Source organism: Streptomyces sp. RG80 (genome assembly GCF_040446465.1).
Lineage (GTDB): Bacteria > Actinomycetota > Actinomycetes > Streptomycetales > Streptomycetaceae > Streptomyces.
In genome coordinates this window covers 19,970-44,837 of the sequence record NZ_JBEAAJ010000019.1, presented here as the reverse complement: position 1 = coordinate 44,837, position 24,868 = coordinate 19,970, and the positions used below count along the sequence as shown (strand labels likewise).

The window sequence follows — 24,868 nt, the reverse complement described above, 5'->3', positions numbered from 1 at the left end:
CCAGCAGTCTCGCCGAGGGGACGGGGCGGGGGCACGGGGCTTGGCCACCCGATCAGGGGGTGGTGTCAGATACACCCCCGGCGGTCCCTCGGCGGTCCCTCTGCGGTCCCGCGGACGTCCCCTCGGCGCCCCCGGGTCACGCCCCGTCGAGGCCCAGCACCTTCGCCTCCACCGCCGGGTCGAGGCCCACCGCGGGTCGGTCGGGGCGCTGGGGCGCGGTTCCGCCGATCTTCTGGAGCCAGCTCCAGGTGTCGGCCACCGTCTCCTCGACGGGACGGCAGCGCAGCCCCGCCGCGAGGGCCCGCGAGACGTCGGCACTGTGCAGGGCCGCGTGCAGGTCGCTGCCCGGCGGCACCCACACCGGCAGCTGGGTCCACGGCTCGATGCCGGCGCCGAGCACCACGTCCGGGTCGGTCCACCGCAGCTCGGCGTCGCCCCCGGTCACCTTCGAGCATGCGTCGAGGAGGGCGCCCATGGTGGTGTGCCCGCGCTCGCTCATCAGGTTGTACGGGCCGTGCAACTCCTGCTCCACGCCGCCCAGGACCCACTCGGCGAGGTCACGGACGTCGATGTACTGGAGCGGCAGCTCCCGCGGCCCGGGCGCCAGCGCGGGGCCACCCCGCGCGATCCGGTTCAGCCACCACGGCAGCCGCCCGATGTTCTCGTACGGCCCGATCAGCAGCCCCGACCGGACGAGCAGCGAGCGGTCCGCGCCGAAGGCCTCGGTCGCGGCCAGCTCGCCGCCCAGCTTGTCCCGGGCGTAGTCGCTCTGCCCGGCGTCGGCGGCGGCGCCTTCCACCAGGGGAGCGTCCTCGGTGTATCCGACGGGCGGCGCCCAGGCGTACACCGAGCAGCTCGACACGTACACGTACCGCCCGGCGCGGTCCCGCAGCAGCCGGGCCGTGTCCCGCACCGCGTGCGGCGCCGCCGACCAGGTGTCGACGACGGCGTCCCAGGTGTCCTCGGTCCCGGCGAGCGCGGCGAGCCCGTCGGGCGCGGTGCGGTCGCCGCGCAGCGACCGCACTCCGGCCACGGGTGCGTGCCGGCCACGATGGAACACGGTCACGTCCCAGCCGCGCCCGAGGGCCGCCTCGACGACGGCCCGTCCCGCGAACTCCGTACCACCCAGCACCAGAAGTCTCATGACACAGACTCTGTACGGTCGGGCGGCCGAACGGAACGGCTGTCTGCCGTCAGCAGACGACCGCGGGTGTCACCGCCCGGCCGGCGGGGCGTACTTGTAGCCCACCCGGCGGATCGTCTGGATCGCCTGCCGGTGCTCGACGCCCAGCTTGCGGCGCAGCCGGGCGATATGGACGTCGACGGTACGGCCGTCGCCCACATGTCCGTACCCCCACACCGTGGTGACCAGCTGGTCGCGGGTGTGCACCCGGTGCGGGTGGGCGACGAGGTGGGCGAGGAGCTCGAACTCCAGGTAGGTGAGGTCGAGTTCGGCGCCGTTCACCTCGGCGGTGCGCTGCACGGTGTCGATGCGGACGAGCGGGTCGCCGCCGAGCGCGCCGATCGCGTCGACCTCGCCCGCGGGCCGGGGCGGCTGCCGGTCGGCCGGGACGAGCACCAGGTAGCCGATCATCGGCGGCCGGCCCGGCAGGGTGGGCAGGGTGTGCGGGGGAGCGGGCAGCAGGGTGGCACCCGGCGGCAGGTAGTCCACCAGGTCCGGGACGTCGTCCGGACCGACGGCCCGGAGCCGGTGCCGGGCACCGCCCTCGGACGGGGCGTGGAGGGCGGCGTCGGAGAGAGGGGCCGCGGACAGGGAACGGGAACGAGTGGTCGCCATGACAGGTCAGCTCTTTTCGCGCGAGAAGGTGCGTCGGTGGACGTACGTCGACTGCGCGCAGGCCGAAGGCCGAAGGGGTGTACGGCTTTAGAGGGCCGGCGCGTTCATCGCGCGGCAACACACCCGGTCGAAGTCATGGTGCTGACGGGAGGGCCAGAACGGCTCGAGGTCATGGCGACCTGTCGCGCTGGGGTTCTGGAAGCCGGTCATGCGCTCATTGAAGCAGACACAGCCCCGTTACAGCAGTCTCCTCTCACTGCTTGGACGCTTCCTTGACCCGAAACCGACGTTGCGTGCGTCACCCCACCAGGCGTTTGCGCCAGATCAGGGGTGCGACGGTGATCGCCTTGTCCGGATCGCCGTCCCACTCCGTGGACAGCCCCGCGGAGTCGAGGGCGGCGACGACCTCGTGGCCGACGGCTCTGGAGGCCTGCGGGGAGTTCTCCAGCCCGCCGTAGTACAGGGTGAGCCCATGGCCCTCGGCCGCGCCGCGCGTGCACTGGTAGTGGAAGAAGACGAACCCCCGGGCGCCCTCCGTGTCCGCCAGCTCGGCGCCGATCTCCGTCATCCCGCAGCTCCGGCAGCAGGTGAAGTTCTCTCGCGCGACGATGCCGCCGCGCTCCAGGGCCGCGAACGCCCGCTCCAACCGGTCCGGGTCGGTGATGTCCGTCCAGGTCTCCTGCTCCTCGACCTGCTCCAGCCACAACCGCTCCACGAGCGGGCGGGCCTGGGCCGTGTTGAGCCGGTCCTCCACCATGTACACCGTCTCGCGGATGATCTTCTCGATGCCGAGGTAGCCGTCGGCGAGCGCCTCGCGCACATACCGCTCGGCCTCGGCGGCGACCTCCGGATCGGGGGCGGGCACCTCCCCGGGCGCCCCGAGTTCGTCGCGCTGCCAGTCGATCCCGGCGTCCCAGTCCTTCTCCTGCCGTGCCCAGCGCGCCATGACGTCCGCGACGAGGTCCGGGTCCGTCACCTCGGTCACCCACATGTGGGGGACGGAGCCGGTGCGGTGCTGGAACTCGTAGACCCCACCCGGCTCGTGGGCGACCTGGATGAACACCGCCGGCCGGTCCGGTATCCGCTGCACGACCAGGAAGTGGTCGTCCGCGCCCCCGATCCGGTGCACCAGCTCCCGCAGCCGCTCCGCCGAAATCCGCGCGTACGACTGCCCGTTCTCCGTGCCGACCTTGATGGCCAGGCCCCCGTCGATCTCCATGCCTGAACCATCGCACGCCCCACTGACAACGCGGTGAGGGGCGCCCACCGCGAAGGTGGACGCCCCTCAAGGAGCTTACGAGTGCGAGGCTCAGACCTGGCCGGCCTTCTCCAGCGCCGAGCAGCAGGTGTCGACGATCAGACGCGTCACCAGGTACGGGTCGACGTTGGCGTTCGGACGGCGGTCCTCGATGTAGCCCTTGCCGTCCTTCTCGACCTGCCACGGGATACGGACCGAGGCGCCACGGTTGGAGACACCGTAGGAGTACTCGTTCCACGGGGCGGTCTCGTGCAGACCGGTCAGACGGTCGTCGATGCCGGCACCGTAGTTCTTGACGTGGTCGAGCGGCTTGGAGCCCTCACCGAGCGACTCGCACGCGGTGATGATCGCATCGTAGCCCTCGCGCATCGCCTTGGTGGAGAAGTTGGTGTGCGCGCCCGCGCCGTTCCAGTCGCCCTTGACCGGCTTGGGGTCCAGGGTGGCGGAGATGCCGAAGTCCTCGGCGGTGCGGTAGAGCAGCCAGCGGGCGACCCACAGGTGGTCGGAGACCTCCAGCGGGGAGACCGGGCCGACCTGGAACTCCCACTGACCGGGCATGACCTCGGCGTTGATGCCGGAGATCGCCAGGCCCGCCTTCAGGCAGTTGTCCAGGTGCGCCTCGACGACGTCACGGCCGAAGATCTCGTCGGCGCCGACACCGCAGTAGTAGCCGCCCTGGGGGGCCGGGAAGCCGCCCTTGGGGAAGCCGAGCGGGTAGCCGTCCTTGAAGAAGGTGTACTCCTGCTCGATGCCGAAGATCGGCTCCTGAGCGGCGAACTTCTCGGCGACCTCGGCCAGCGCGGCGCGGGTGTTGGAGGAGTGCGGCGTGAAGTCGATGTTGAGGACCTCACACAGGACCAGGATGTCGTCGCCGCCGCGGATCGGGTCCGGGCAGGAGAAGACGGGCTTCAGCACACGGTCGGACGAGTGACCCTCGGCCTGGTTCGTGGAGGAACCGTCGAAGCCCCAGATCGGCAGCTCGGCGCCCTTGGCGGAGTCGGCCAGTATCTTGGTCTTCGAACGAAGCTTGGCCGTCGGCTCGGTGCCGTCGATCCAGATGTACTCAGCCTTGAAGGTCACGGGCCACATCCTTCGGGGGTGGGTCTCTAGGCGCACGCGGGTGCTTGCGGCGTTGCGGCACTGAAACGCCGCGCTTGATGCCCGGCAGCCTGTCAACAGGCGATTTCCCGATCATTGCTCGAATGTGAACCCCGTGTTACCTGGTGGTTCTGTGGCGCGTCTCACGCCGTGAGGGCGGCCGCCGTGCGCGCCCCGACACAGAAAGCCGACAGAAACCCCTGTTCACAGCCGCCGAGCACCGGACCGCGACGGCTCGTATGCGATGCGGTTGGGGATCTCGGGGAGACGGCCGCCGACTTCCCCTCCGTGTCGAAGCCGGTGACCGGCCCCACGCGCCGGTCCTGCCGATCGTGGCCGCGAGCAGCAGGACCTGTGGCGCGTTCCTAGGCCGTGAACCTCACCCCACCTTCTCGATCAGGGCCCGCCGGATCAGGAACTTCCCGGGCTCACGGACCTGCTCGAAGGCGGCGTTGTTCAACAGGGCACAGCTGCCGGAGACCGAGGTGACCTCGACCGTCGTGGACTTGTTGTTGTCCAGGTTGGTGACCTTCAGCTTCGTCCCCGCCGGGAACTGGTTGCTGGAGGCGGCGGGCGCCCCGCCCTCCCCGGAGAGGGTGACGGTGGAGCCGTTGCAGACCTGCTGCCCCGAAGCGGCACCCGCACCGGCGTTCCCCGCGTTCCCGCCGTTCCCCGCGGAGGCCGCGGGCGTGCTCGGCGCGGCCGGCGCGGCGGGCTGGGCCGTCTGGGAGTCCTGAGCCGACTCCCCAACGGCGCACCCGGACGCCTTCTGCTGCACCTTGATCTGGGCGATGACCGCCTCACGGTTGGCGATCCGAGCCTCGGACTGCGCGTCCGGGTTCGCCCGCTGGCCGTCGATGAACTTCTGGTTGTTGCCCAGCGCGGTGGCGAGCCCCTGACAGACGGACGAGTCCGCCTTGGTCTGCACCTTCTGCGGAGCCTGCGAGGCGTTGGAGGTGCTCGCCATGACGAAGGCCCCACCGCCCGCCACCGCCGCCGCGCCGACCAGCAGCGCGATCTTCTTGCCCGTACTGACAGTTCTCCTACGCGACATGCGCGCCTCCTGAAGAGGTAGGGGAGCGTACGCCGCTATGTACGAGATACCGAACGAGGTTACTCAGCGGTTTACAGGAGTCACCGAAGTAACCTGCGTCACACGGAACTTGGGTCCTCGTAGGCCACGACGTTGTCATCGGCGTACCGGAGGAGGTCCTCGGTCTGCCGGGTGATCGCGGCCTCGTCGCTCTCCGACCCGTCCCCCCACTGTCCGTTCGCGAACACCACGGACCGCACGGTCATCACCCGCCGGAACACCCCGGCCGACCCGGGCGGCACGGTCGGCAGCCCCGCCTCCGGCGGCGGATCCAGTGACACCGTCTGATAGGTCACCGGGTCCATCGAGGCCATCGCGAAAACGGTCGAGGCGTCCTCGACCCGGCGGAAGCTCAGCACGGTCACCGTCACCTGGGACCGCCGCTCGGAGTCGGTGAACAGCGCGGCGGTCAACCGCTCGCAGCCCTGCCCCTGTTCGATCAGCGCAGACAGCTCCGGTGCCACGCCCTCGGAGCAGTCGGCGGTGGTGGCCAGGTCGACGCGCTGGTACCGGGAACCGTCCGCCAGCCGCACGCTCTTCGCCGGGAAGGCCTGTTCGGGGCGGATCACGGGCCGGGAGAGCAGCGAGGGCAGGGAACTCGGGGCGTCGGAGGGCAGCGATGCGGTGACGGACGGGACCGGCGACGCGGTCGAGGACGGGGGAGCGGCCGCCCGGCCTTCCTCGTCGTCTCCGCCCGTGTACAGCACGGCGCCCGCGGTGAGCGCCGCGACGAGCACGACGCCGGTCCCCGCGGCCGCCGCACGCCGGGTGCGACGGCGCCGGCGTATCCGCTCCTGCTCGACCACCCACTGGGTGTACGGGTCCACGGCCCCGTACGGCGTTCCTTGATCACCGAAGCTCATGGCGGCGGAGGGTAACAGCGTTCGGGTGCCGAACTCCCGCCGCCGGACAATCAGTTGGCTACCTGGACAGAGCGTCCCGTACCGCCTCGTCGGTACGGCCGACCACCGCCGTGCCGTCCTGCGCGGTGATGATCGGCCGCTGGATCAGCTTGGGGTGCTCGGCGAGCGCCTTGACCCACCGCTCCCGCGCCGACTCGTCCCGGGCCCACTCCTTGAGCCCGAGCTCCTTGGCGGCGGGCTCCTGGGTGCGGGTGATGTCCCACGGCTCGAGGCCGAGACGCTCGAGCACGTCCCTGATCTCGGCCTCGCTCGGTACGTCCTCCAGATAGCGGCGGACGGTGTACTCGGCACCCTCGGCGTCGAGCAGGCTGATGGCGCTGCGGCACTTGGAACAGGCCGGGTTGATCCAGATCTCCATGCCGCCCACGGTACGCGAAAACCCGTTCTCCACCTGCGTCACAGCACCCTCGAAAGCCCTTGTGGCCAGGGCCTTTTGTCAGTGGGGGCGGGTAGAATAGAAGCAGTGTTCGAGGGTGTTGCCGGGGGCGCCGAGGCCTTCGGTGGAGACCCTGACCGCGACAGGAGGATGCCTGTGCCCGCTGCCGCACTGAAGCCGATGCCCACCCAGTCGACCGTCCAGCGCCCGGTGCTGCTGGACCTGCCGTACACACCCGTGGAGAAGCGCCCGCTGCCGTCGGGACGTCCGCGCGAGTGGTACATCACGCACAACCGCCGCCTCAAGGCGATGCGGCTCGCGATCGCCCTGCTCGACTCGGGCGTGTACCTGCCCAACCAGGCCCGCAACGAGACGATACGTACCACGGCGGAGACGATCGGCGTCCATCCGCCGTCGGACACGACGTGCCACATGGTGCGCGCGCTGATGCGTTACTCGCGGTGAGCCATGGCGCCGGGCGCCCCGCGCTGACCGGGGCGCCCGGCGCTGATCGGAGCGTCGGCGGGCACTCCTAGCCGCCCAACTCCCGCTCCAGCGGCGTCCGGAACCGAGGTGTCACCCGCGTCGCCCCCAGCCAGCCCCGCAACCGCTCGGCCTCCACCGCGATCGCCGCCTCGCCCTCGCGCCCCACACCGCCCGGCTCCAGCACCCGCCAGACGATCTCCCCGTCGGCACGCTGTGCCCAACTCCCCACCACCCGCCCGTCCCACCACACCGTCGGCCCGACGTTGCCGCTGCGGTCGAAGAGGAGGGGCCGCAGCTCCGGCGCCAGATACCAGTCCCGCCCCTGCCAGCCCATCGCCGTGGGATCCAGCCCCGGCAGCAGTGCGGCCCAGGGCTCCGCGGGCCCGGCGACCGGTTCGGTGTCCCCGGCCACCACCCACCCCGTGCCGTCGTCGAGAGCCACCGTCTCCGCGCCGATCGCGCCCAGGGCCCGCCGGACGTCGGTCACCTTCCATCCCGTCCACCACTTGAGGTCGTCCTCGGTGGCCGGCCCGCACACCGTGAGCCAGCGTTCGAGCAGGGACGCCTGCGCCCCGGCCACGTCGAGCTCCGGATGCGGGGGCGCCGGCGCCCAGCGGAACTGCGAGGACGTCCAGGACCCGAGCGGCCGCCCCCGTACGACCTTCCCCTCCGCGCCCAGCACCATCAGCAGCCGGGTCGAGACGGTGTGCACCCCCTCGTAGCTCTTCCCGGCCGCGTACACGAACTGTTCCCTCAACCGGGGCTCGTCCTGGGCGAGTTCGGCCGCCGTCGCCTGGCCGCGCCGCGCCAGTGCGGCGAGCGCCGACTCCTCGACCGCCGCCAGCCAGGCGGCGTCCGGCGCCCCGGCCTTCGCCATGTCCTTGAGCAGCGCGGCCCGCACCCGCGCGGCGATCGTGAGGCCGGTCGAGGCGTGCACGACCGCGGTCAGCTCGGTCGGGAACACGAACACCGTCCGCCGCATGCCGTGCATACGGACCAGCGTGCCGTCGTCGTACAGCGCCCGCTCGGTCTCGGCCACCGTCCTGGCCGGCTCCGCCAGCCGCGCCCCCACGGCCAGATACACGGCCGCCGGATCGGACCCGTGCAGCGCGACAAGGGTCTCCGCGACCTCCTCGGGTCGCGCCGCGCGCGCCGCCGCGGCCAGCCGGTGCCGCACCCCGAGCCGCGCTCGCCGCTCCGCCACCCCGACATGCCGCTGCTTCCCGCTGCCCATCCCGGCCTCCGCCCGTCACCCGACCCGTGTGGGCATCCTGGCGGACACCACTGACAATCACTCCCGTCATCGGCCCCGTGTGGGCGTCCTGCCGGACGCCACTGACCACCACCCCCGTCACCCGATCGCCGTGCCCGGCATGCGCGGGCCCGTGTCCCGGGCTTCCCTGCGATCAGGAGGTGGCGGCGGATCCGGGAGGCACGATGTGCGGACAGGGCGGGGGATGAGTACCCCCGGAAGCCCCGACGAGCGCGCCGCCCGCGGCCGCGCCGCCCGTAAACGGGTCGCCCGTTCCGCGCACGCCGCCTGGATCCCCGCCGTCGACCGCCCGGACCCCGTCGCCGTACTGGAACGGCAGGGCCGGGACCGGCTCCCGGAACTGCTGCCCATCCGGTACGGCCGGATGACCTCCTCCCCGTTCGCCTTCCTGCGCGGCGCCGCCGCGGTCATGGCCGCCGACCTCGCCGCCCAGCCGCACACCGGGCTCACCGTCCAGCTGTGCGGCGACGCCCATCTGCTCAACTTCGGGCTGTACGCCTCGCCCGAGCGTTCCTTGCTCTTCGATCTCAACGACTTCGACGAGACGTTCCCCGGCCCCTTCGAGTGGGACGTCAAACGGCTCGCCGCGAGCGTCGTCGTGGCCGCCCGGGAGAACGGCCACAGCGAGGCCAAGGCGCACCGCGCGGCCCTGGAGGCGACGGCGGCGTACCGCACGGCCGTCCACCGGCTCGCCCGGCTCGGCGAACTCGCCGTCTGGTACGAGCGGATCGACGCCGACAGTCTGCTGCCGCTCGTCCGCTCCGCCCGGCACCGCAGGCGGGTGGAGTCGAGCCTGACCCGGGCCCGCCGCCGCACCAGCCTGCACGCCCTCGGCAAGCTGACGGAGGTCGTCGACGGGCGCCGCCGCATCATCCAGGACCCGCCGCTGCTCGAACCCGCGGGCGCCCCCGACATGGCCGCGCTGCGCAAGATCTTCAGCGACTACCGCTCCACGCTCTCCGAGGAGCGCCGTCTGCTGCTCGACCGCTATCGCTTCGTCGACGCCGCCCGCAAGGTCGTCGGCGTCGGCAGCGTCGGCACCCGCTGCTTCATCGTGCTGCTCGCCGGGCGGGACGCCGACGACCCGCTGTTCCTCCAGATCAAGGAGGCGCGTCAGTCCGTACTGGAGGAACACCTGCCGCACGGGCCCTACGTCCATCCCGGGCACCGGGTCGTGGCCGGGCAGCGGCTGCTCCAGGCGGCCAGTGACATCTTCCTGGGCTGGATGACCGGGCCCCAGGGACGGGCCTTCTACTGGCGCCAGCTGCGTGACATGAAGGGCTCGGCGGACATCGCCGGCATGACTCCCGCCGACCTCACCGCCTACGCCCGCCTCTGCGGCACCGCCCTCGCCCGCGCCCACGCCCGCTCCGGCGACCGCGTCGCCATCGCCGCCTACCTCGGCGCCTCCGACACCTTCGACCACGCCGTCGCCGACTTCGCCCGCACCTACGCCGACCGAACCACCCACGACCACGCCCTGCTGACCGCCGCGATCGCCGCGGGCGTGGTGAGAGCCTCCCCCGAGATCTGACACAGGACCCCTTGAAAGACCGGCCCTTGAAAGACCGACCCCTTTGAAAGCCCGATCCCTAAAAGCCCGACCCTCAAAAGCCCGGCCCCTTAAAAGCCCGACGCCGTAAAAGACCGCCCCCTCCCCGACCGGCCCCCCGGCACCTGCCCCTCCGACCGGGCCTGCACGAGCGACGACCGTGCATGCGCAGGGTCCCCCGGCAGGCCTACGCTGGCCGCGTGCACTCCGACGCACCGTCCGGCGACCGTTTCGACGTCGTGGCCGTAGCCGCCTCGGCCGGGGGTATCCACGCCCTCGTCACGCTCCTCGGTGACCTGGGCGCCGGTCTGCCGGTGCCGGTGCTGGTCGTGCAGCACCTCGATCCGCGGCACCGCACCGTCATCGCCGAGGTACTCGGCCGGCGCACATCGCTGGAGGTGAAGCTCGCCGAGGATCATGAGCGGGCCCGCCCGGGGACGGTCTACATCGCCCCGCCCGACCGGCACCTCCTCGCGGCCCCCGACGGCCGGCTCACCCTCAGCGACTCCGAGCTCGTGCACTTCGTCCGGCCCTCCGCCGACCTGCTCTTCGAGTCGGTCGCCGGGGCGTACGGGCCGCGGGCCGTGGCCTGTGTGCTCACCGGGACGGGGCGGGACGGCGCGATGGGCGTGGGCGCGGTCAAGGAGCGCGGCGGCACCGTGATCGTCCAGGATCCCGGAACGGCTGAGTTCAGGGGCATGCCGGAGGCTGCCGTGGGTACGCGAACAGTGGACTTCGTGCTACCTCTGGGGGAGATCGCCGCGGTGATCCGTGGACTCGTCGAGACCAAGAGGCAGTAGAGCAGTGGTGGCAGGCACGGGTGACGGAAAGCCGGATGCGGAAGCCGACGAGGATCTGGAGGAACTCCTCGGTTTCCTCCGGGATGCCCGCGGCTTCGACTTCACCGGCTACAAGCGGTCCTCACTGGGACGCCGGATCCGCAAGCGGATGGCCGACGCGCGCGTGCCGTCGTACACCGACTACCGCGACCTCCTGGAGACCAACGCCGGTGAATTCGACGCCCTGTTCAACACCATCCTGATCAACGTCACCTCCTTCTTCCGCGACACCGAGGCCTGGGACTTCCTCCAGCGCGAGGTACTGCCCGAACTGCTCGCGCAGAGCAACGGCGACGAGGAGATCCGGGTGTGGAGCGCGGGCAGCTCCAGCGGCGAGGAGGCCTACTCGCTGGCCATGATGTTCGCCGAGGCGCTGGGCCTCGACGAGACCCTGGAACGCGTCAAGATCTACGGCACCGACGTGGACGACGAGGCCCTGCGCGACGCCCGGGCCGGACTCTATTCGGCCAAGTCCCTCGCCGCCCTGGCACCCGAACTGCGCGACCGGTACTTCGAGCAGAACGGCGCCCGCCACGGCTTCCGCTCCGATCTGCGCAGGCGGGTCATCTTCGGCCGCCACGACATCACCCGGGACGCCCCGATCTCCCGGCTCGACCTGCTGGTGTGCCGCAACACGCTGATGTACTTCAACGTCGAGGCGCAGACCCAGATCGTCGACCGGTTCCACTTCGCGCTGCGCGAGGGCGGCTTCCTCTTCCTCGGCAAGGCGGAGATGCTGCTCAACGACTCCGACCGGTTCGACGTGATGAGCGTGCGCCAGCGGATGTTCCGGCGCCGTCCGGGCGAGGCCGTGACGCCGTACCAGCCCGCCCCGATGAAGCTCAGGGCCGGCATGAGCGCGGAACTGCACTCCGCGGCCCGGCACCGGCAGATGCGTGACCTCATCCTGGACGCCGCGCCCAACGCCGCCCTGGCCGTCGACGGGGGCGGCACGGTCGTCCTCGTCAACAGCCAGGCCCGCGCGCAGTTCGGCCTCACCCCGGCCGACATCGGGCGCCCCTTCCAGGACCTGGAGCTCTCCTACCGGCCCGTGGAGCTGCGCTCCCTGATCGAGCAGGCCACCCACGAGCGGCGCACCCTGCGGGTCAACGGCGTCGAACGCCGGATCGCCGAGGACGTCCAGTACTTCGACATCGTCGTCCAGCCACTGGCCGGCGCCGACGGTCCGGCGGCCGCCACCTGCATCACCTTCAGCGATGTCACGGTCGCCACCCATCTCAGGTCCGAGATCAAGCGCGTCCGCGAGGACCTGGAGACGGCCTACGAGGAACTCCAGTCCACCAACGAGGAGTTGGAGACCACCAACGAAGAGCTCCAGTCCAGCATCGAGGAACTGGAGACCACCAACGAGGAACTCCAGTCCACCAACGAGGAGTTGGAGACCACCAACGAAGAGCTCCAGGCCGGCAACGAGGAACTGGAGACCATGAACGAGGAGATGCGGGTCCGCACCGAGGAACTGGACGAGGCCCGCGCCTTCCTGGAGGCGGTGCTGACCTCGATCGGCGCCGGGATCGTCGTCCTCGACCAGTCCATGAGGGTCAAGAGCTGGAACCGGGGCGCCGTCGACATGTGGGGTCTGCGCCCCGACGAGGTCCTCGACCAGCCCTTCTTCGACCTCGACTTCGGGCTGCCCGCCGAGAAACTGCGCGAGACCGTCCTGCGCTGCGTCGAAGCTGGCCGGCGCGGCGCCCCGCTCTCGGTGCCCGCCGTGAACCGGCTGGGCCGGGCGATCAACTGCCTGGTGCACTGCAGCCCCTTCGACGGGTACCACGGCGGCGTCGTCCTGCTCATGGAAGAAGGCCGGACGGACGCTCTCGCCTGAGCACCCGGGGCGTACGATTCCGGTATGGCCACCGGAGGAGGGGCCTCGGACACCGTGGCCTCCGCGGAGCGGAGAGCCGCCGCGGCTCGAGCTCGTTCGGCTCACGAGACCAGCTGCGCCGACCGGCACACGGCCCTCGCCGGAACGGCCCCCACCGAGCTGCTCAGGGACGCCCACGCGCGCATCGCCGCCGTCCACCGGTCGACGGCCTCCTGTCATCTGGCCGCGGCCCGGCTGCACGACGACTACGTGGCCCGCCTGGCCGTCTGGGCCAAGGCGCAGGACAGCCCGCAGCCCCTGTTCATGACCGGTGTCGCGGCGGCCTGCGGCACCGACAGCGCCGCCCTCACCCTCGTCGGCGCCACGCTCGACCAGACCACTCTGGCCGCGTCCAACGAGCCGGCCCGCGCCGCTCAGGAGCTGGAGTTCCTGCTGGGCGAGGGGCCGGCCCGGGACGCCACCCGCGAGGCCCGTCCGGTGTCGGCGGCCGGCGCGACGCTGACCGCCCGCTGGCCCGGCTACGGCGCCGCCCTCGGCGAGCTCGGCATCACCGAGGTGGCCGCCGTACCGCTCAGCCTCGCGGACATCTGCGTCGGCGCCCTCGCGGTCTTCGATCCCGGGCCGGGTTACGGCCCGGCCGCCTTCGCCCAGGTCGCCGAGGCCCTCACCCGCTCGATGATCCTGACGCCGGACGGCGATCCCAGCCTCTACGGCGCCGTCGACCTGCGCGCCGCGGTGCACCAGGCGGCCGGCATGGTCGCCGTACAACAGGACTGTGCGGTGGCCGACGCGCTGGAGCTGATCAGGGCACACGCTTTCGCGGAAGGCACCTCGGCGGGGTCCGTGGCGGCACGGATCCTGCGGGGTGAACTGCACCTCGGCTGAGGCGGGGAGACACCAGGGGTGTGGGCAGGGAAGGCTGCGGGCGGGAGTCCGTGGCCGGGTCCGAGAGGGGAAGGAACTCCATGATCATGCCTCTGTCGCAGCAGCGGATCGCACAAGCGTTCGTCGACCTCGCCGCCTGCGGTGTCACCGAACCGTCCAGGCTCCTGACGGTCCTCGCGGACCACGGCAACGGCCTGCTCGGCGACGGCGCCGCGATCGTGCTGTACGCGCCCGACGAGCGCGCTGCGACCCAAGTGGCCGGCACGGGCGAGGAGTTGCTGCGGCTGGCGCGCGACGCCGTGGAGTGGGGCGAGGGTCCCGGGCCGCAGGCCCGCCGCACCGGCCGCCCGGTTCCGGACACCGCCCTCGACGAGGAGCCCGCCCGCCGCACCTGGCCGCGCTACACGGCCCGGGCCCGGGCGCTGGGCTACGGCAGGGCCGCCGCACTGCCGCTCCGGGTCGGCGCCGCCACCCCCGGCGCCCTGGTCCTGCTGGGTTCCGGCCGCACCCCGCTCTCCCGCGAACTGCTGGGGCTGGCCCAGGCGCTCACGGATGCCGCCGGCTGGGCCCTCCAACGCGACCGTGAACTGCGCGAGAGCCGTGCCCTGGCCGACCAGCTCGGCCAGGCCCTGACCAGCCGTATCGTCATCGAACAGGCCAAGGGCATGCTGGCCGCCCGGCTCTCCGTCACGGTCGACGAGGCCTTCCAGATCCTGCGCGTCCACGCCCGCTCGAACCGGCGCCGGCTGACGGACGTGGCCGGGGAGGTCGTACGGCAGCGGCTGGACCTGCGCGGCGCCGACTGAGCCGTCAGGCGTACCGCTCCAGCAGCCCGCCCACATAGGCCGCCAGCCGCCCGCCCAGCACCTCGGGCGTCAGATCGGTCCGCCCCAGCTCGCGCCACGAGCCGGCCAGCTTCTCCGCGTCGGGGGCGTAGCCGAGGGAGTCCAGCAGCCGCCAGTACAAGTGGTCCTCCCCGTCGGCGAGCCGACGCCCGCCGTGGGCCTCGTACCGGTCCCGGAACGCCAGTCCGTGCTCCGGCCCGTGCAGCAGCGCGAGCGCCGTCGAGCAGTGGGCGACATCCAGGTCGGCCGGCCCCCACGAGGTCTCCACCCAGTCGACGACCCCGCTGATCCGCACACCGTCACCCGTCCGCGGGTCCTCCGAGAACAGCACGTTCCCGGGATGGAAGTCCCGGTGCAGGAAGACCCCTTCGTACGAGGGCGGATCGCGCCGGATGACGTCCACGGCCCGTTCCCACATCGCCCCGTGCAGGGCCCGCACCCGCTCCGGCGACGTCCACGCCTGATAGGCGCGCGGCCTCTCGTCCGGTACGACCTCGTGGATCCGCACCAACTGGGCGGCCAGCAGGTCCAGTCGGCGTACGAGGTCCTCCTCGTCGACCCGGACGCGGCCCGGCAGCCGGGTCATCAACAGGGCGGGATGGTCGGCGTGTTCGGCCGTCGCGTCCACGGCGACCAGTCCGGGTGCCGGGATGCCGTCCTCCTCGGCGAGCAGGGTGAGGACCGTCGCCTCGCGGTTCAGCAGGCCCGGCGCGTGATGCCGGAAGAAGGGCTTCACGAAGGACCGCAGCACCAGGTCCGTGCCGTCGTCGAGGGTGAGGCCGCGCATCTGCGAGGTCCAACCGCCGGACAGGAAACGGGAGTCGGTGACCGTACGGCCCGCCGGGAGCTGCTTGGCGACCCAGCCGCGGGTCGCCGTCCAGCCCTCCACCAGCAGCAGGTCGACGAACTCCCGCCGGTCGTCGGCGTGGTCGCGGAGCCAGAGGCCCAGGAAGTGGTCGGCGTCCGGGAGTTCGAGTCGGGTGTACTGGGCCCGCGCGGACAGCGCCTCCTGGACCGCCTCCGTCACCGCCGACGGGACGACCGCGTCCTGCCCCGGCACCGCGAGCACCGCCCGCCCCTCGAACCCCCGCAGGCCCTCCAGCGCGGGCGAGCCGCGCCAGCTGTCCGGCGTCCGCAGGATCTCGCTGAACCGCCCGTCACCCTCCCCGAACGGCACGTCCCACGCCTCGGCGGCGTACACCGCGGGCGAGCACAGCCCGACCGCCGTCACGCGCCGGCCGTAGTGCCGTACGAGATCCGCCACCGTCTGCCCGCTCATGCTGAACCCGATCAGGACCAGCGGCCCGTCCGCGGGCACCCGGGCGTCGATCACCGCGACGGCCTGCTCGAAGCGGCGACGCAGGCTCAACTCCCGGAGCTCTCCGGTGGATTCGCCGTGCCCGGAGAAGTCCAGGGCGAGCCCGCCGAGGCCGCGGTCCAGGAACTCCGCCAGCAGCGGGAGCAGCCGCTCCTTGCTGCCGTTGCCCGCCCCGTGCAGCAGAACGGCGGTGGCCCGGTCCGGACCACCGCCGCCGTACACCCCGCTGAGCCGTTCCTCGCCGTGATCGAACGTGAAGTCGGAGAGCGTGAAGTCGGAGAGCATGCCCTCATTCGATCACGGCGGCCCGGCGTCAGGCAGCCGACTTCTGCGCCGCCCTGATCGCTTCCCGCAGATGCTCCTCGTCGGCCTGGCTCAGCGAGGTCTGCACCAACTGGCCGCCGAACGGGGTGAGTTGCGGGATCACCTTGTCCTGGGCGGCCTGCTTGACCAGGACGAACAGGGCCGCGGCGCCCGGACGCAGATTCTGGCTCAGCTCCTTCATGAAGTTGTCGTTGATGCCCGTGTCGGTGACCGCGCCCCCGGCGGCACCGGCCGCGGCGCCCACCGCGGCGCCGAGCAGCGGGGCGAGGAACAGCAGACCGATCACGCCACCCCACAGCGCGCCTCCGGCGGCACCCACGGCGGTGTGGTTGACGGCCTGGTGGAGCTTGATCTTGCCGTCGTCGCGCCGCTCGACGACCACGATGTCCTCCAGCTCGACGAGATGCTGCTTGGACAGCTCGACGACCTTGTCGCGGACCTTGTCGGCGGTGGCCAGGTCGTCATAGGCGACGACGAAGAGATCACTCATCCGGAATACCCCTTGTGTGTGGATTCTTCCTGTTCGCCCGACTCTAGGCGGCGGGAAAAGGAGATGCACGCCGAGTGACCGGCTCCCTACGCTGGACACGCATCGCGGAGCTGCTCCCCACCGCTTGCCGCAGGACCGGTTTCACCGGGCCGACGCGGGGCTACTCTGCTGCTCACCCACCCACGTACACGGAGGCCCGTGATGGGCACCATCGTCATGGCCGGGGCCGCGGTCCTGGTCGTCCTAGGATTCGGAAACAGCGTCTACTGGCTCGCCGCCGCCGCGGTGCTCTTCCTCTACATGCAGTACGGCCGGGGCCCGTCCTCGACGTCCTCGTCGCGCGGCGGCTCCTCGTCCGGGGTCGTGCCCGGTGACTACCGGGCGTACCGCGACCGCCGGGACAAGCAGGCCAAGTGGGAGCGCCGCTACCGCCGCGACCGCCCCTTCGAGTCCCGCCGTCAGGAGCGCGAGAAGAAGGGCAAGTGAGTCCTTCCCGAGGGACTCCCTTCGGGGCGCCGCCCGGTCACAGGCCGGGGGCGCCCCACACCGGGAACCAGCGGCTCAGATCCTGCTCGACCCGCAGATCGTCCCCGAGGGCCGCCCTGACCCGCAGTTCCAGCGCGTTGTCGCGCCGCTGTCCACCGCCGGGCAGCGGCGCGAACGGGAACCAGGTGCCGCGCTTGTAGCGGTAGACCAGCGCGAGCGTGCGGCCCTCGCCGTCCCGGAAGCCCGCAAGCGAGCACAGCAGCTGCGGGCCGAAGCCGTTGACCTCCATCGAGGAGTTCACGGCGTGCAGGTCGTTCACCAGCAGGGGCAGTTCGTCGGCGCCCCGCTCGGAGACCAGCCAGGAGTAGCCGTACTCGTCGCGTCGCAGCAGGACCGGCGGCCCCTCGCGGTCGGCGTCCGCGTCCAGCAGCGCCTGCACCTCCCGGTGCGTCTGCTCGAACGCGGCGCCCTCGACCGTGGCGAAGCACACCGCCCCGCTGCCGGTCGGGGTGAACCCCGCGGCGGCCTCCAGGGTGACGGCCGCCGACGGCAGTGCGAAGAGCTGGTCGAGATCGGGCGCGACCGGTTTGGTCCGTCCGAGCAGGATGTCCAGCAACCCCATGTCTTCTCAATCTGCCTTCCCCGGGTTCCCCGGCCTCACGGCCTCACCCAACTCGGTGGAGATCCGGCCCAGTTGATCCAGTCGCTGTGCCAGGCTCGGGTGGGTGGAGAAGAGCCGGGCGATGCCGGGCTCGGACCCGAGGGCCGGGGTGAAGTAGAAGGCGTTGAACGCCTGCGCCGTCCGCAGGTCCTTGGTCGGGATCCTGGCGATGTCCCCGGAGACTTTGGTGAGCGCGGAGGCCAGCGCCGAGGGCCGTCCGGTCAGCTGCGCGGCGGCCCGGTCGGCGGCCAGCTCCCGGTACCGGGACAGGGCCCGGATGAGGAGGAAGCTGATCGCGTACACGGCGGCGGAGACGCCCATGACCCCGGCGAAGACGACGGCGGTGTTCTGGTCCTTGCGCCCGCTGAAGATCTGCGAGTAGAAGGCGAACCGCACGATCAGTCCCGCGAGGACACCGAGGAAGGACGCGACGGTGATCACGGCGACGTCCTTGTGCGCCACGTGCGACAGCTCGTGCGCCAGCACGCCCTCCAACTCCTCGGGCTCCAGCCGCCGCAGCAGCCCCGTCGTCACACACACCACGGCGTGGTCCGGGTTCCGGCCGGTCGCGAAGGCGTTGGGCATGTCGATGTCCGACACGGCGACCACCGGTTTCGGCATGTCCGCGATGGCGCACAGCCGGTCCACGACCCCGTGCAACTCCGGGTACTCCTCCCGCTCCACGACCCGCCCGCGCATGGCGAACAGTGCGACCCGGTCGGAGAACCAGTACTGGGCGCCCAGCATCCCCGCGGCCACGACCGCGACGAGCACCCAGGACCTTAGCAACACGATCAACGCGGCGACAAAGCCCACGTACAGCAGCCCGAGCAGAAAAAGCGTGACCGCCATCCGCACGGTCAGCCGCCGATCGCTCCGGAAACGGCTCTGCATCTGCATCACCCCGCAGTCAGGCACTCGCCCCACTGCCAGTGTGCACCCGGCCCCACCATGAAGCGGTCGTGATCACCTCTAGGACCAGCAAAGGTTCAGGCCTTGACGCCGGCCTCCCACAGACGCCACTTCAGCCCGTCCTCGCTGAACAGATCCCGCGCCCGGTACAGCAGCTCACCCACCTCCGCCGTCCCGCGCGGCACGTCCGCCGTCGGACTCCACCGCTGCGCCGACCGCCGGGCCCGGCCCCGGAGCCTGTCGTCCGGATCGTCGACCAGCGCGACGGCCGCCCGCAGGGCCACGAGCCCGTCATGCGCCTGGAGCAGCCGGAACGCGGCGACCCGCACGGCGCGGGGCCGCTCCACCGCGAGCCGCGTCATCAGCGCCTCGGCGGACAGCTGGTCCGCGTACGGCAGCAGCGCGGCGGTCGTCTCGCGCACGACCCCGGGCGCCGGATCGTCGAGCAGCGCCCGCAACCGCCGTACGTCCACCCTGTCCAGCACCCGCAGCCCGGCCACGGCCCGCGACCGCACCCCCGCCGCCGGGTGGTCGAGGAGCGGCCACAGCAGCTCGGCGTCCGGCCGTTCCCCGCACTCGGCGAGCCCGATCACGACGCCCGGTGACAGGTCGTCGCGGCCGTCGGCACACCTTTCCCGGTACCAAGGCAGCGGATCGATCCCGCCCTGCCGTACGACGTACCGCGCACAGGCCCGCACGATCCCCGACCGGTCCCCGAGGAACCGCGCCCCCCGCTCCGGCCGCCCGGCCCGCCGCAACGCGGTGACCCCGGCGGCCCGCGCCAGCGGACCACGGGCGGCGAGCAGCGGTTCGAGTACGTCGTCGTCGGCGCCGTCCGGGACGGCGGCCAACGCGGAGTCGGCGCACAGCGACTGCACGACCGTGTCGGTGTCCCGGGCGGCCGCACGGGCCAGTTCGGCGGGGGAGAGGAACCTCTCCTCGACGGCGAGCCGGTACGCGAACCGGCGTACCCGTCGACGCGGGTCGGTGTACAAGGGCGCGAGTGTCTCCGGGGGCGCCGCCCGCAGCAGCCCCGTGACGAGACCGGTGACGAAGTCCGACCGGTCCCGCCGTCCGATCGCGACCACGAGGGGCGTCACCCGCACCGCGGCCTCGGCGTCGAGCGTCTCCGCCAGCCGCCGCCGGGCGATCTCCCGCACCGGCGCGACCCAGTCCGAGCACCGCACGACGAGCAGGGGGAGCAGCCCGGGAAACTCCACGGCCCGCCCCAGCGCGGCCTGTCTGATCCGGCCGTCCCGGTGGCACAGGGCGAGGGCGACCTGTTCCTCGCCGAGCGGCCCGCCACCGCGCAGGGTGTCGATCAGGGCCCGCCCGCCCACGGTGTTCTCCCAGGCCGGCAGCGACACGATCACGTCCAAATCCCAGGAGATCGCCCGCGCCCCGGCGTCCAGCGCGGTCCAGGCCGCCGGATCACCCGTGTCGAACGCCTCCCGCAGCGAAACCCCGTCCGCCAGCCGCTCCGCGGCCACCGCCCCGTCCCCGACCGTCGCGCCCATGCCCACCCCTGACCAGCCTCGATGTGTCCGGTGATGGTAGGCGGCGGGTCCGTGTCAGGTCGCGCGATATACGCGGCACGGGGGCCGGCGCACGGTCTAGAAGGGCGCCCTGAAGTTCGCGTACCCCAGCAGCACGATGACCGCCGCGACACATCCGAAGACGAGGGCCGTGGACGTCCACGGCGACCGAGGCCGGCGCACCCGCTTCGCGTCGGCACGGAACGGCTGGGGCGCGGGAGGGTTCTCCTTCCAGCGCGCGGCGAGCATCCGGGCCCGCGCGGACGGCTCCTTCTGCTCGGCGCCGTCGGCCCACTTGATGTCGAACTCCCGCTCAGGGTCGTCCTGTTCGGCCATCCCCGTAACCCCCGCCGGTCCTTCTCGCACGTCTGTTCCCGAAACCATACGACGACGCCCCCGCCCTGAGAAACCAGGACGGGGGCGCCGAATCAGCCGTGGGAACCGGCCGCGGTCCGATCACACGTCGAAGTACAGCTCGAACTCGTGCGGGTGCGGACGCAGCTGGAGCGGCGCGATCTCGTTGGTGCGCTTGAAGTCGATCCACGTCTCGATCAGGTCCGGCGTGAAGACGTCGCCCTGGAGGAGGAACTCGTGGTCGGCCTCGAGGCGGTCGAGGACGGCCGGGAGGGAGGTCGGGACCTGCGCGACGCTCGCGTGCTCCTCGGGAGCCAGCTCGTAGAGGTCCTTGTCGATCGGCTCGGCCGGCTCGATCTTGTTCTTGATGCCGTCCAGACCCGCGAGCAGCAGGGCCGAGAAGGCCAGGTACGGGTTGCCGGAGGAGTCGGGCGCACGGAACTCGACGCGCTTGGCCTTCGGGTTGGAGCCCGTGATCGGGATACGCATGGCCGCGGAGCGGTTGCGCTGCGAGTACACCAGGTTGATCGGCGCCTCGAAGCCCGGGACCAGACGGTGGTAGGAGTTCACCGTCGGGTTGGTGAAGGCCAGCAGCGACGGGGCGTGCTTGAGGATGCCGCCGATGTAGTAGCGGGCGGTGTCCGACAGGCCCGCGTAGCCGGCCTCGTCGTAGAACAGCGGCTGGCCGCCGGTCCACAGCGACTGGTGGACGTGCATGCCCGAGCCGTTGTCACCGAAGATCGGCTTCGGCATGAAGGTCGCGGTCTTGCCGTTCTTCCAGGCCACGTTCTTCACGATGTACTTGAAGAGCTGGAGGTCGTCGGCCGCGGCGAGCAGCGTGTTGAACTTGTAGTTGATCTCCGCCTGGCCGGCGGTGCCCACCTCGTGGTGCTGGCGCTCGACCTGGAGGCCGGAGGCGGCCAGCTGGAGGGAGATCTCGGCACGCAGGTCGGCGAAGTGGTCGACCGGCGGGGTCGGGAAGTAGCCGCCCTTGTAGCGGACCTTGTAACCGCGGTTGTTCTCGACCGCACCGGTGTTCCAGGCGCCGGCCTCGGAGTCGATGTGGTAGAAGCTCTCGTTCGCCGAGGTGGCGAAGCGGACGCTGTCGAAGACGTAGAACTCAGCCTCGGGACCGAAGTACGCGGTGTCGGCGATACCGGTCGAGGCGAGGTAGGCCTCGGCCTTCTTGGCCACGTTGCGCGGGTCACGGCTGTACTGCTCGCCGGTGATCGGGTCGTGGATGAAGAAGTTGATGTTCAGCGTCTTGTCGCGGCGGAAGGGGTCCACCCGGGCGGTCGACAGGTCGGCGCGCAGCGCCATGTCGGACTCGTGGATGGCCTGGAAGCCACGGATCGACGAGCCGTCGAACGCGAGCTCCTCGTCCGGGTCGAACGCCTCGACGGGCAGCGTGAAGTGCTGCATGACGCCCGGCAGGTCGCAGAAGCGGACGTCGACGAACTTGACGTCCTCGTCCGCGATGAACTTCTTGGCCTCGTCGGCGTTCTGGAACATCCAGCTCCTCCTACTCCCGACCCGCTCCGTGCCGGGGTGGTAGTTCGTTCGTGCGGCCAGTGCGGTGGCACACGCTGCCCTCGACCCTAGGGACGGGTGATTTCTCGGGCGTGACCCATTTGTTTCGCACAAGTTAACCGGACATCGTTCGCCTCACCCCACCTGTCCGTATCCCGAAACGCGCGCAGTACGGTGGTCGGGTGGACAAGAGGGAAGCAATCGGATCGTGGCTCTCGGGGCCCCGCGCGGCCGCCGAGCAAGCCGGTGTGGACTTCGGTTACCGGGGGCAGCAGCTGGGCCTGCCGGAGGAGGGGCCGGGCTCCATCGCCCGGCCGGGGCGGCGGCTCGGAGCACTCGCCGTGGACTGGGCGATGAGCGTTCTGATTGCATCCCAATTGATCACTCAGGGCTACGAGGTCCCGGCGACCTCGAACTGGGCGCTGCTGGTCTTCCTCGTGATGAGCGTGCTCACGGTCGGGACCATCGGTTACACCCCGGGCAAGCGTCTCTTCGGTCTGCGCGTCGTCGACCTGTCGACCGGCCGCCCGAGCCCGCTGCGCGGCCTCCTGCGCAGCGCCCTGCTGTGCATCGCCGTCCCGGCCCTGATCTGGGACCGCGACGGCCGCGGCCTGCACGACAGGCTGGCCCGCACGGTGGAAGTCCGTATCTGACGTCTCTACGACGAGAAGGGGCCCGGAGAGATCTCCGGGCCCCTTCTCGTCGTAGAGGTCGATCAGCGCGCCTTCGGGCCGCCCTTGGGGAGCTTCATGCCCTTCGGCATCGGCCCCTTGGGCAGCGGCATGTTGCTCATCAGGTCGCCCATCGCCCGCAGCCGGTCGTTGGTCGCGGTCACCTGCGGGCCGGTCAGTACCCGGGGGAGCTTCAGCATGCTGGTGCGGAGCTTCTTCAGCGGGATCTGGCCCTCGCCCGTGCCGACGATCAGATCGTGCACCGGTACGTCCGCGACGATCCGGTTCATCTTCTTCTTCTCGGCGGCCAGCAGGCTCTTGATCCGGTTCGGGTTGCCCTCGGCGACCAGGACGATGCCGGCCTTGCCGACGGCCCGGTGCACCACGTCCTGGCTGCGGTTCATCGCCACCGCGGGCGTCGTCGTCCAGCCCCGGCCGATGTTGTCCAGCACGGCCGCGGCGGCCCCCGGCTGGCCTTCCATCTGCCCGAAGGCGGCCCGCTCGGCGCGGCGCCCGAACACGATCGCCGTTCCGAGGAAGGCGAGCAGTACACCCAGGATGCCCAGGTAGACCGGGTGGCCGATCAGGAAGCCGATCGCGAGAAAGACACCGAGGATGAGGATGAAGACACCCGAGAGAACAAGGCCGATCGTCTTGTCGGCCCTGCGGGTCATCTTGTACGTCAGGGCGATCTGCTTCAGTCGCCCGGGGTTCGCGGCATCGGCCGCACTGTCACTTCTCGCCATGCGACGAAGTCTACGTGGCCCCTGGAGCGCCGACGACGGCAGTGCCCCGGGAGAAACGCCTCAGGAACGGGGGAGGAGCGTCTGCTCCAGGACACGCTGCGCCTCGACCCTGTCCTTGGCGCGGCGGCGGTCCTCCAGGACGGATGTCCAGGCATTGCGACGGGCGGTGCGCTGGCCGCTGCTCATGAGCAGCGACTCGACGGCACGGAGTGCATCGGTGAACGACGGGATGGCGGTGGCGCGGACGGGCGCGGCCTGCATGATGGAGGTCCCCCCTCGGGAAAAGGCAGCTTTGGTGAGTGGTGCACGGGCTGTACAACCAGGGTCACTGATTGGTGTTACCAGGGCGTGACCGACCGGTCAAACACCAATGAAGCCTTGATTTGCGGCACGAGAACACCGACGCGGCCCCGGCACCGCCCCCATCTGCGGGGACGCCCAGGGCCGCGTCAATCGGTCGCTACCGAGCGGTAGTTGCTTGTGCTCGGATTCACACGCGTCAGATGGCACTCCGTGCCATGCCGACGACCTCAGACAGCCTGCGAGGCGACGTACGCGCCGCGCTTCTCGATGGCCATCTGGTACAGCCGGCCGGCGCGGTACGAGGACCGGACCAGCGGGCCGGACATCACACCGGAGAAGCCGATCTGGTCGGCCTCCTCCTTCAGCTCCACGAACTCGTGCGGCTTGACCCAGCGCTCCACGGGGTGGTGGCGCACGGACGGGCGCAGGTACTGCGTGATGGTGACGAGCTCGCAGCCGGCGTCGTGCAGCTGCCGCAGCGCCTCGCTGACCTCCTCGCGGGTCTCGCCCATGCCGAGGATCAGGTTGGACTTGGTCACCAGGCCGAAGTCGCGGGCCTCGGTGATGACCTTCAGCGAGCGCTCGTAGCGGAAGCCCGGGCGGATCCGCTTGAAGATCCGCGGCACCGTCTCGACGTTGTGCGCGAAGACCTCGGGGCGGGACTCGAAGACCTGCCGGAGCAGCTCCGGCACGGCGTTGAAGTCCGGGGCGAGCAGCTCGACCTTGGTGTGGCCGCTCTCGCGCTCCGCGGTCTGCTGGTGGATCTGGCGGACCGTCTCGGCGTACAGCCAGGCGCCGCCGTCCTCCAGGTCGTCGCGGGCGACGCCGGTGATGGTGGCGTAGTTCAGGTCCATCGTGACCACGGACTCGCCCACGCGGCGCGGCTCGTCACGGTCGAGGGCCTCGGGCTTGCCGGTGTCGATCTGGCAGAAGTCGCAGCGCCGGGTGCACTGGTCGCCGCCGATGAGGAAGGTCGCCTCGCGGTCCTCCCAGCACTCGTAGATGTTGGGACAGCCGGCTTCCTGGCAGACCGTGTGCAGCCCCTCGCTCTTCACGAGCTTCTGCATCGCGGTGTACTCGGGACCCATTTTCGCCCGCGTCTTGATCCACTCGGGCTTGCGCTCGATGGGGGTCTGGGCGTTCCGGACCTCCAGGCGCAGCATCTTGCGTCCGTCGGGTGTGACTGCGGACACATCGGCTCCCTGTAGCTTCGATTCTTCGGCGTACACCAGGGTACGCCCGTGTTTGTAGGGCCCTGCTGTTGAG

At 71.2% G+C, this 24,868-nt stretch carries 26 protein-coding genes; 8 read left to right on the top strand and 18 right to left on the bottom strand.

What is annotated here, in order from left to right; all coding sequences use genetic code 11:
- Nucleotides 1–136 precede the first annotated feature (136 nt).
- The 7 genes from ABKA17_RS44940 to ABKA17_RS44910 all read right to left on the bottom strand — a co-directional run bounded on the left by ABKA17_RS44940 (nt 137) and on the right by ABKA17_RS44910 (nt 6,528).
- Nucleotides 137–1,144: an SDR family oxidoreductase gene (locus ABKA17_RS44940; protein ID WP_353698239.1), complete on the bottom strand. Its 1,008-nt coding sequence runs from the start codon at nt 1,142–1,144 to the stop codon at nt 137–139.
- A gap of 69 nt (nt 1,145–1,213) precedes the next feature.
- The gene (locus ABKA17_RS44935; protein ID WP_353698238.1) at nt 1,214–1,798 is read right to left on the bottom strand and encodes a winged helix-turn-helix domain-containing protein; all 585 of its coding nucleotides are present in this window, start codon (nt 1,796–1,798) and stop codon (nt 1,214–1,216) included.
- A 298-nt stretch (nt 1,799–2,096) separates the two neighbouring features.
- The gene (locus ABKA17_RS44930) at nt 2,097–3,017 is read right to left on the bottom strand and encodes a DUF6891 domain-containing protein (protein ID WP_353698237.1); all 921 of its coding nucleotides are present in this window, start codon (nt 3,015–3,017) and stop codon (nt 2,097–2,099) included.
- A gap of 90 nt (nt 3,018–3,107) precedes the next feature.
- Nucleotides 3,108–4,136, bottom strand: a complete 1,029-nt coding sequence (glnII, locus tag ABKA17_RS44925; protein WP_353698236.1) for a glutamine synthetase — start codon at nt 4,134–4,136, stop codon at nt 3,108–3,110.
- Nucleotides 4,137–4,533: 397 nt separating this feature from the next.
- Nucleotides 4,534–5,208, bottom strand: a complete 675-nt coding sequence (locus tag ABKA17_RS44920) for an SCO2207 family protein (protein WP_353698235.1) — start codon at nt 5,206–5,208, stop codon at nt 4,534–4,536.
- Between the two features lie 98 nt (nt 5,209–5,306).
- Entirely contained in the window at nt 5,307–6,110 is an 804-nt protein-coding gene (locus tag ABKA17_RS44915; RefSeq protein WP_353698234.1) for a hypothetical protein, read from the bottom strand.
- Between the two features lie 58 nt (nt 6,111–6,168).
- On the bottom strand, nt 6,169–6,528 hold the full coding sequence (locus tag ABKA17_RS44910) for an arsenate reductase family protein (protein ID WP_353698233.1): 360 nt from the start codon (nt 6,526–6,528) through the stop codon (nt 6,169–6,171).
- 174 nt (nt 6,529–6,702) lie between these two features.
- Here ABKA17_RS44910 and ABKA17_RS44905 point away from each other — a divergent pair, with 174 nt between their 5' ends.
- Nucleotides 6,703–7,011 (top strand): hypothetical protein, encoded by a 309-nt coding sequence (locus ABKA17_RS44905; RefSeq protein WP_353698232.1) that lies wholly within the window; start codon nt 6,703–6,705, stop codon nt 7,009–7,011.
- Between the two features lie 67 nt (nt 7,012–7,078).
- Here the strand turns inward: ABKA17_RS44905 and ABKA17_RS44900 are convergent, their stop codons facing one another.
- Complete coding sequence (locus tag ABKA17_RS44900; RefSeq protein WP_353698231.1) at nt 7,079–8,266, bottom strand: winged helix DNA-binding domain-containing protein; 1,188 nt, start codon at nt 8,264–8,266, stop codon at nt 7,079–7,081.
- Between the two features lie 223 nt (nt 8,267–8,489).
- Here ABKA17_RS44900 and ABKA17_RS44895 point away from each other — a divergent pair, with 223 nt between their 5' ends.
- The 5 genes from ABKA17_RS44895 (at nt 8,490) to ABKA17_RS44875 (ending at nt 14,233) form a co-directional block, all read left to right on the top strand.
- The gene (locus ABKA17_RS44895) at nt 8,490–9,839 is read left to right on the top strand and encodes a DUF2252 domain-containing protein (protein ID WP_353698230.1); all 1,350 of its coding nucleotides are present in this window, start codon (nt 8,490–8,492) and stop codon (nt 9,837–9,839) included.
- Nucleotides 9,840–10,057: 218 nt separating this feature from the next.
- Nucleotides 10,058–10,657, top strand: a complete 600-nt coding sequence (locus ABKA17_RS44890) for a chemotaxis protein CheB (RefSeq protein WP_353698229.1) — start codon at nt 10,058–10,060, stop codon at nt 10,655–10,657.
- A gap of 7 nt (nt 10,658–10,664) precedes the next feature.
- Nucleotides 10,665–12,542, top strand: coding sequence for a CheR family methyltransferase (locus tag ABKA17_RS44885; protein WP_353698228.1), 1,878 nt, complete (start codon nt 10,665–10,667; stop codon nt 12,540–12,542).
- Between the two features lie 24 nt (nt 12,543–12,566).
- The gene (locus tag ABKA17_RS44880; RefSeq protein ID WP_353698227.1) at nt 12,567–13,427 is read left to right on the top strand and encodes an ANTAR domain-containing protein; all 861 of its coding nucleotides are present in this window, start codon (nt 12,567–12,569) and stop codon (nt 13,425–13,427) included.
- A gap of 80 nt (nt 13,428–13,507) precedes the next feature.
- Complete coding sequence (locus tag ABKA17_RS44875; protein WP_353698226.1) at nt 13,508–14,233, top strand: ANTAR domain-containing protein; 726 nt, start codon at nt 13,508–13,510, stop codon at nt 14,231–14,233.
- 4 nt (nt 14,234–14,237) lie between these two features.
- On the opposite strand, the gene ABKA17_RS44870 is transcribed toward ABKA17_RS44875, so the two are convergent.
- Nucleotides 14,238–15,875, bottom strand: coding sequence for a phosphotransferase (locus tag ABKA17_RS44870; RefSeq protein WP_353698225.1), 1,638 nt, complete (start codon nt 15,873–15,875; stop codon nt 14,238–14,240).
- A gap of 28 nt (nt 15,876–15,903) precedes the next feature.
- Nucleotides 15,904–16,404 carry a DUF1269 domain-containing protein gene (locus ABKA17_RS44865; RefSeq protein ID WP_353698224.1) on the bottom strand — a complete coding sequence of 167 codons (501 nt, stop codon included), beginning with the start codon at nt 16,402–16,404 and terminating at the stop codon, nt 15,904–15,906.
- Between the two features lie 201 nt (nt 16,405–16,605).
- Here ABKA17_RS44865 and ABKA17_RS44860 point away from each other — a divergent pair, with 201 nt between their 5' ends.
- The gene (locus ABKA17_RS44860; RefSeq protein WP_353698223.1) at nt 16,606–16,890 is read left to right on the top strand and encodes a hypothetical protein; all 285 of its coding nucleotides are present in this window, start codon (nt 16,606–16,608) and stop codon (nt 16,888–16,890) included.
- A gap of 37 nt (nt 16,891–16,927) precedes the next feature.
- On the opposite strand, the gene pspAB is transcribed toward ABKA17_RS44860, so the two are convergent.
- The 5 genes from pspAB to glnA form a co-directional block, all read right to left on the bottom strand.
- On the bottom strand, nt 16,928–17,512 hold the full coding sequence (gene pspAB / locus ABKA17_RS44855; RefSeq protein ID WP_353698222.1) for a PspA-associated protein PspAB: 585 nt from the start codon (nt 17,510–17,512) through the stop codon (nt 16,928–16,930).
- A gap of 6 nt (nt 17,513–17,518) precedes the next feature.
- Nucleotides 17,519–18,445 (bottom strand): zinc metalloprotease HtpX, encoded by a 927-nt coding sequence (gene htpX, locus ABKA17_RS44850; RefSeq protein ID WP_353698221.1) that lies wholly within the window; start codon nt 18,443–18,445, stop codon nt 17,519–17,521.
- Nucleotides 18,446–18,540: 95 nt separating this feature from the next.
- Nucleotides 18,541–19,980, bottom strand: a complete 1,440-nt coding sequence (locus ABKA17_RS44845; protein WP_353698220.1) for a HEAT repeat domain-containing protein — start codon at nt 19,978–19,980, stop codon at nt 18,541–18,543.
- 96 nt (nt 19,981–20,076) lie between these two features.
- The gene (locus ABKA17_RS44840; RefSeq protein ID WP_353698219.1) at nt 20,077–20,334 is read right to left on the bottom strand and encodes an SCO2583/SCO2584 N-terminal domain-containing protein; all 258 of its coding nucleotides are present in this window, start codon (nt 20,332–20,334) and stop codon (nt 20,077–20,079) included.
- Nucleotides 20,335–20,454: 120 nt separating this feature from the next.
- Nucleotides 20,455–21,864 (bottom strand): type I glutamate--ammonia ligase, encoded by a 1,410-nt coding sequence (glnA, locus tag ABKA17_RS44835; protein WP_353698218.1) that lies wholly within the window; start codon nt 21,862–21,864, stop codon nt 20,455–20,457.
- Nucleotides 21,865–22,064: 200 nt separating this feature from the next.
- Between glnA and ABKA17_RS44830 the strand changes: the two genes are divergently transcribed.
- A complete protein-coding gene (locus ABKA17_RS44830; protein WP_353698217.1) occupies nt 22,065–22,535 on the top strand; it encodes an RDD family protein in 471 nt (156 codons plus the stop codon).
- A 62-nt stretch (nt 22,536–22,597) separates the two neighbouring features.
- On the opposite strand, the gene ABKA17_RS44825 is transcribed toward ABKA17_RS44830, so the two are convergent.
- The 3 genes from ABKA17_RS44825 to lipA all read right to left on the bottom strand — a co-directional run bounded on the left by ABKA17_RS44825 (nt 22,598) and on the right by lipA (nt 24,795).
- Nucleotides 22,598–23,299 carry a DUF4191 domain-containing protein gene (locus ABKA17_RS44825; protein WP_353698216.1) on the bottom strand — a complete coding sequence of 234 codons (702 nt, stop codon included), beginning with the start codon at nt 23,297–23,299 and terminating at the stop codon, nt 22,598–22,600.
- Nucleotides 23,300–23,359: 60 nt separating this feature from the next.
- Nucleotides 23,360–23,560 (bottom strand): SCO2195 family GlnR-regulated protein, encoded by a 201-nt coding sequence (locus ABKA17_RS44820; protein ID WP_353698215.1) that lies wholly within the window; start codon nt 23,558–23,560, stop codon nt 23,360–23,362.
- A 269-nt stretch (nt 23,561–23,829) separates the two neighbouring features.
- Nucleotides 23,830–24,795: a lipoyl synthase gene (gene lipA / locus ABKA17_RS44815; protein WP_353698214.1), complete on the bottom strand. Its 966-nt coding sequence runs from the start codon at nt 24,793–24,795 to the stop codon at nt 23,830–23,832.
- Between the last annotated feature and the right edge of the window lie 73 nt (nt 24,796–24,868).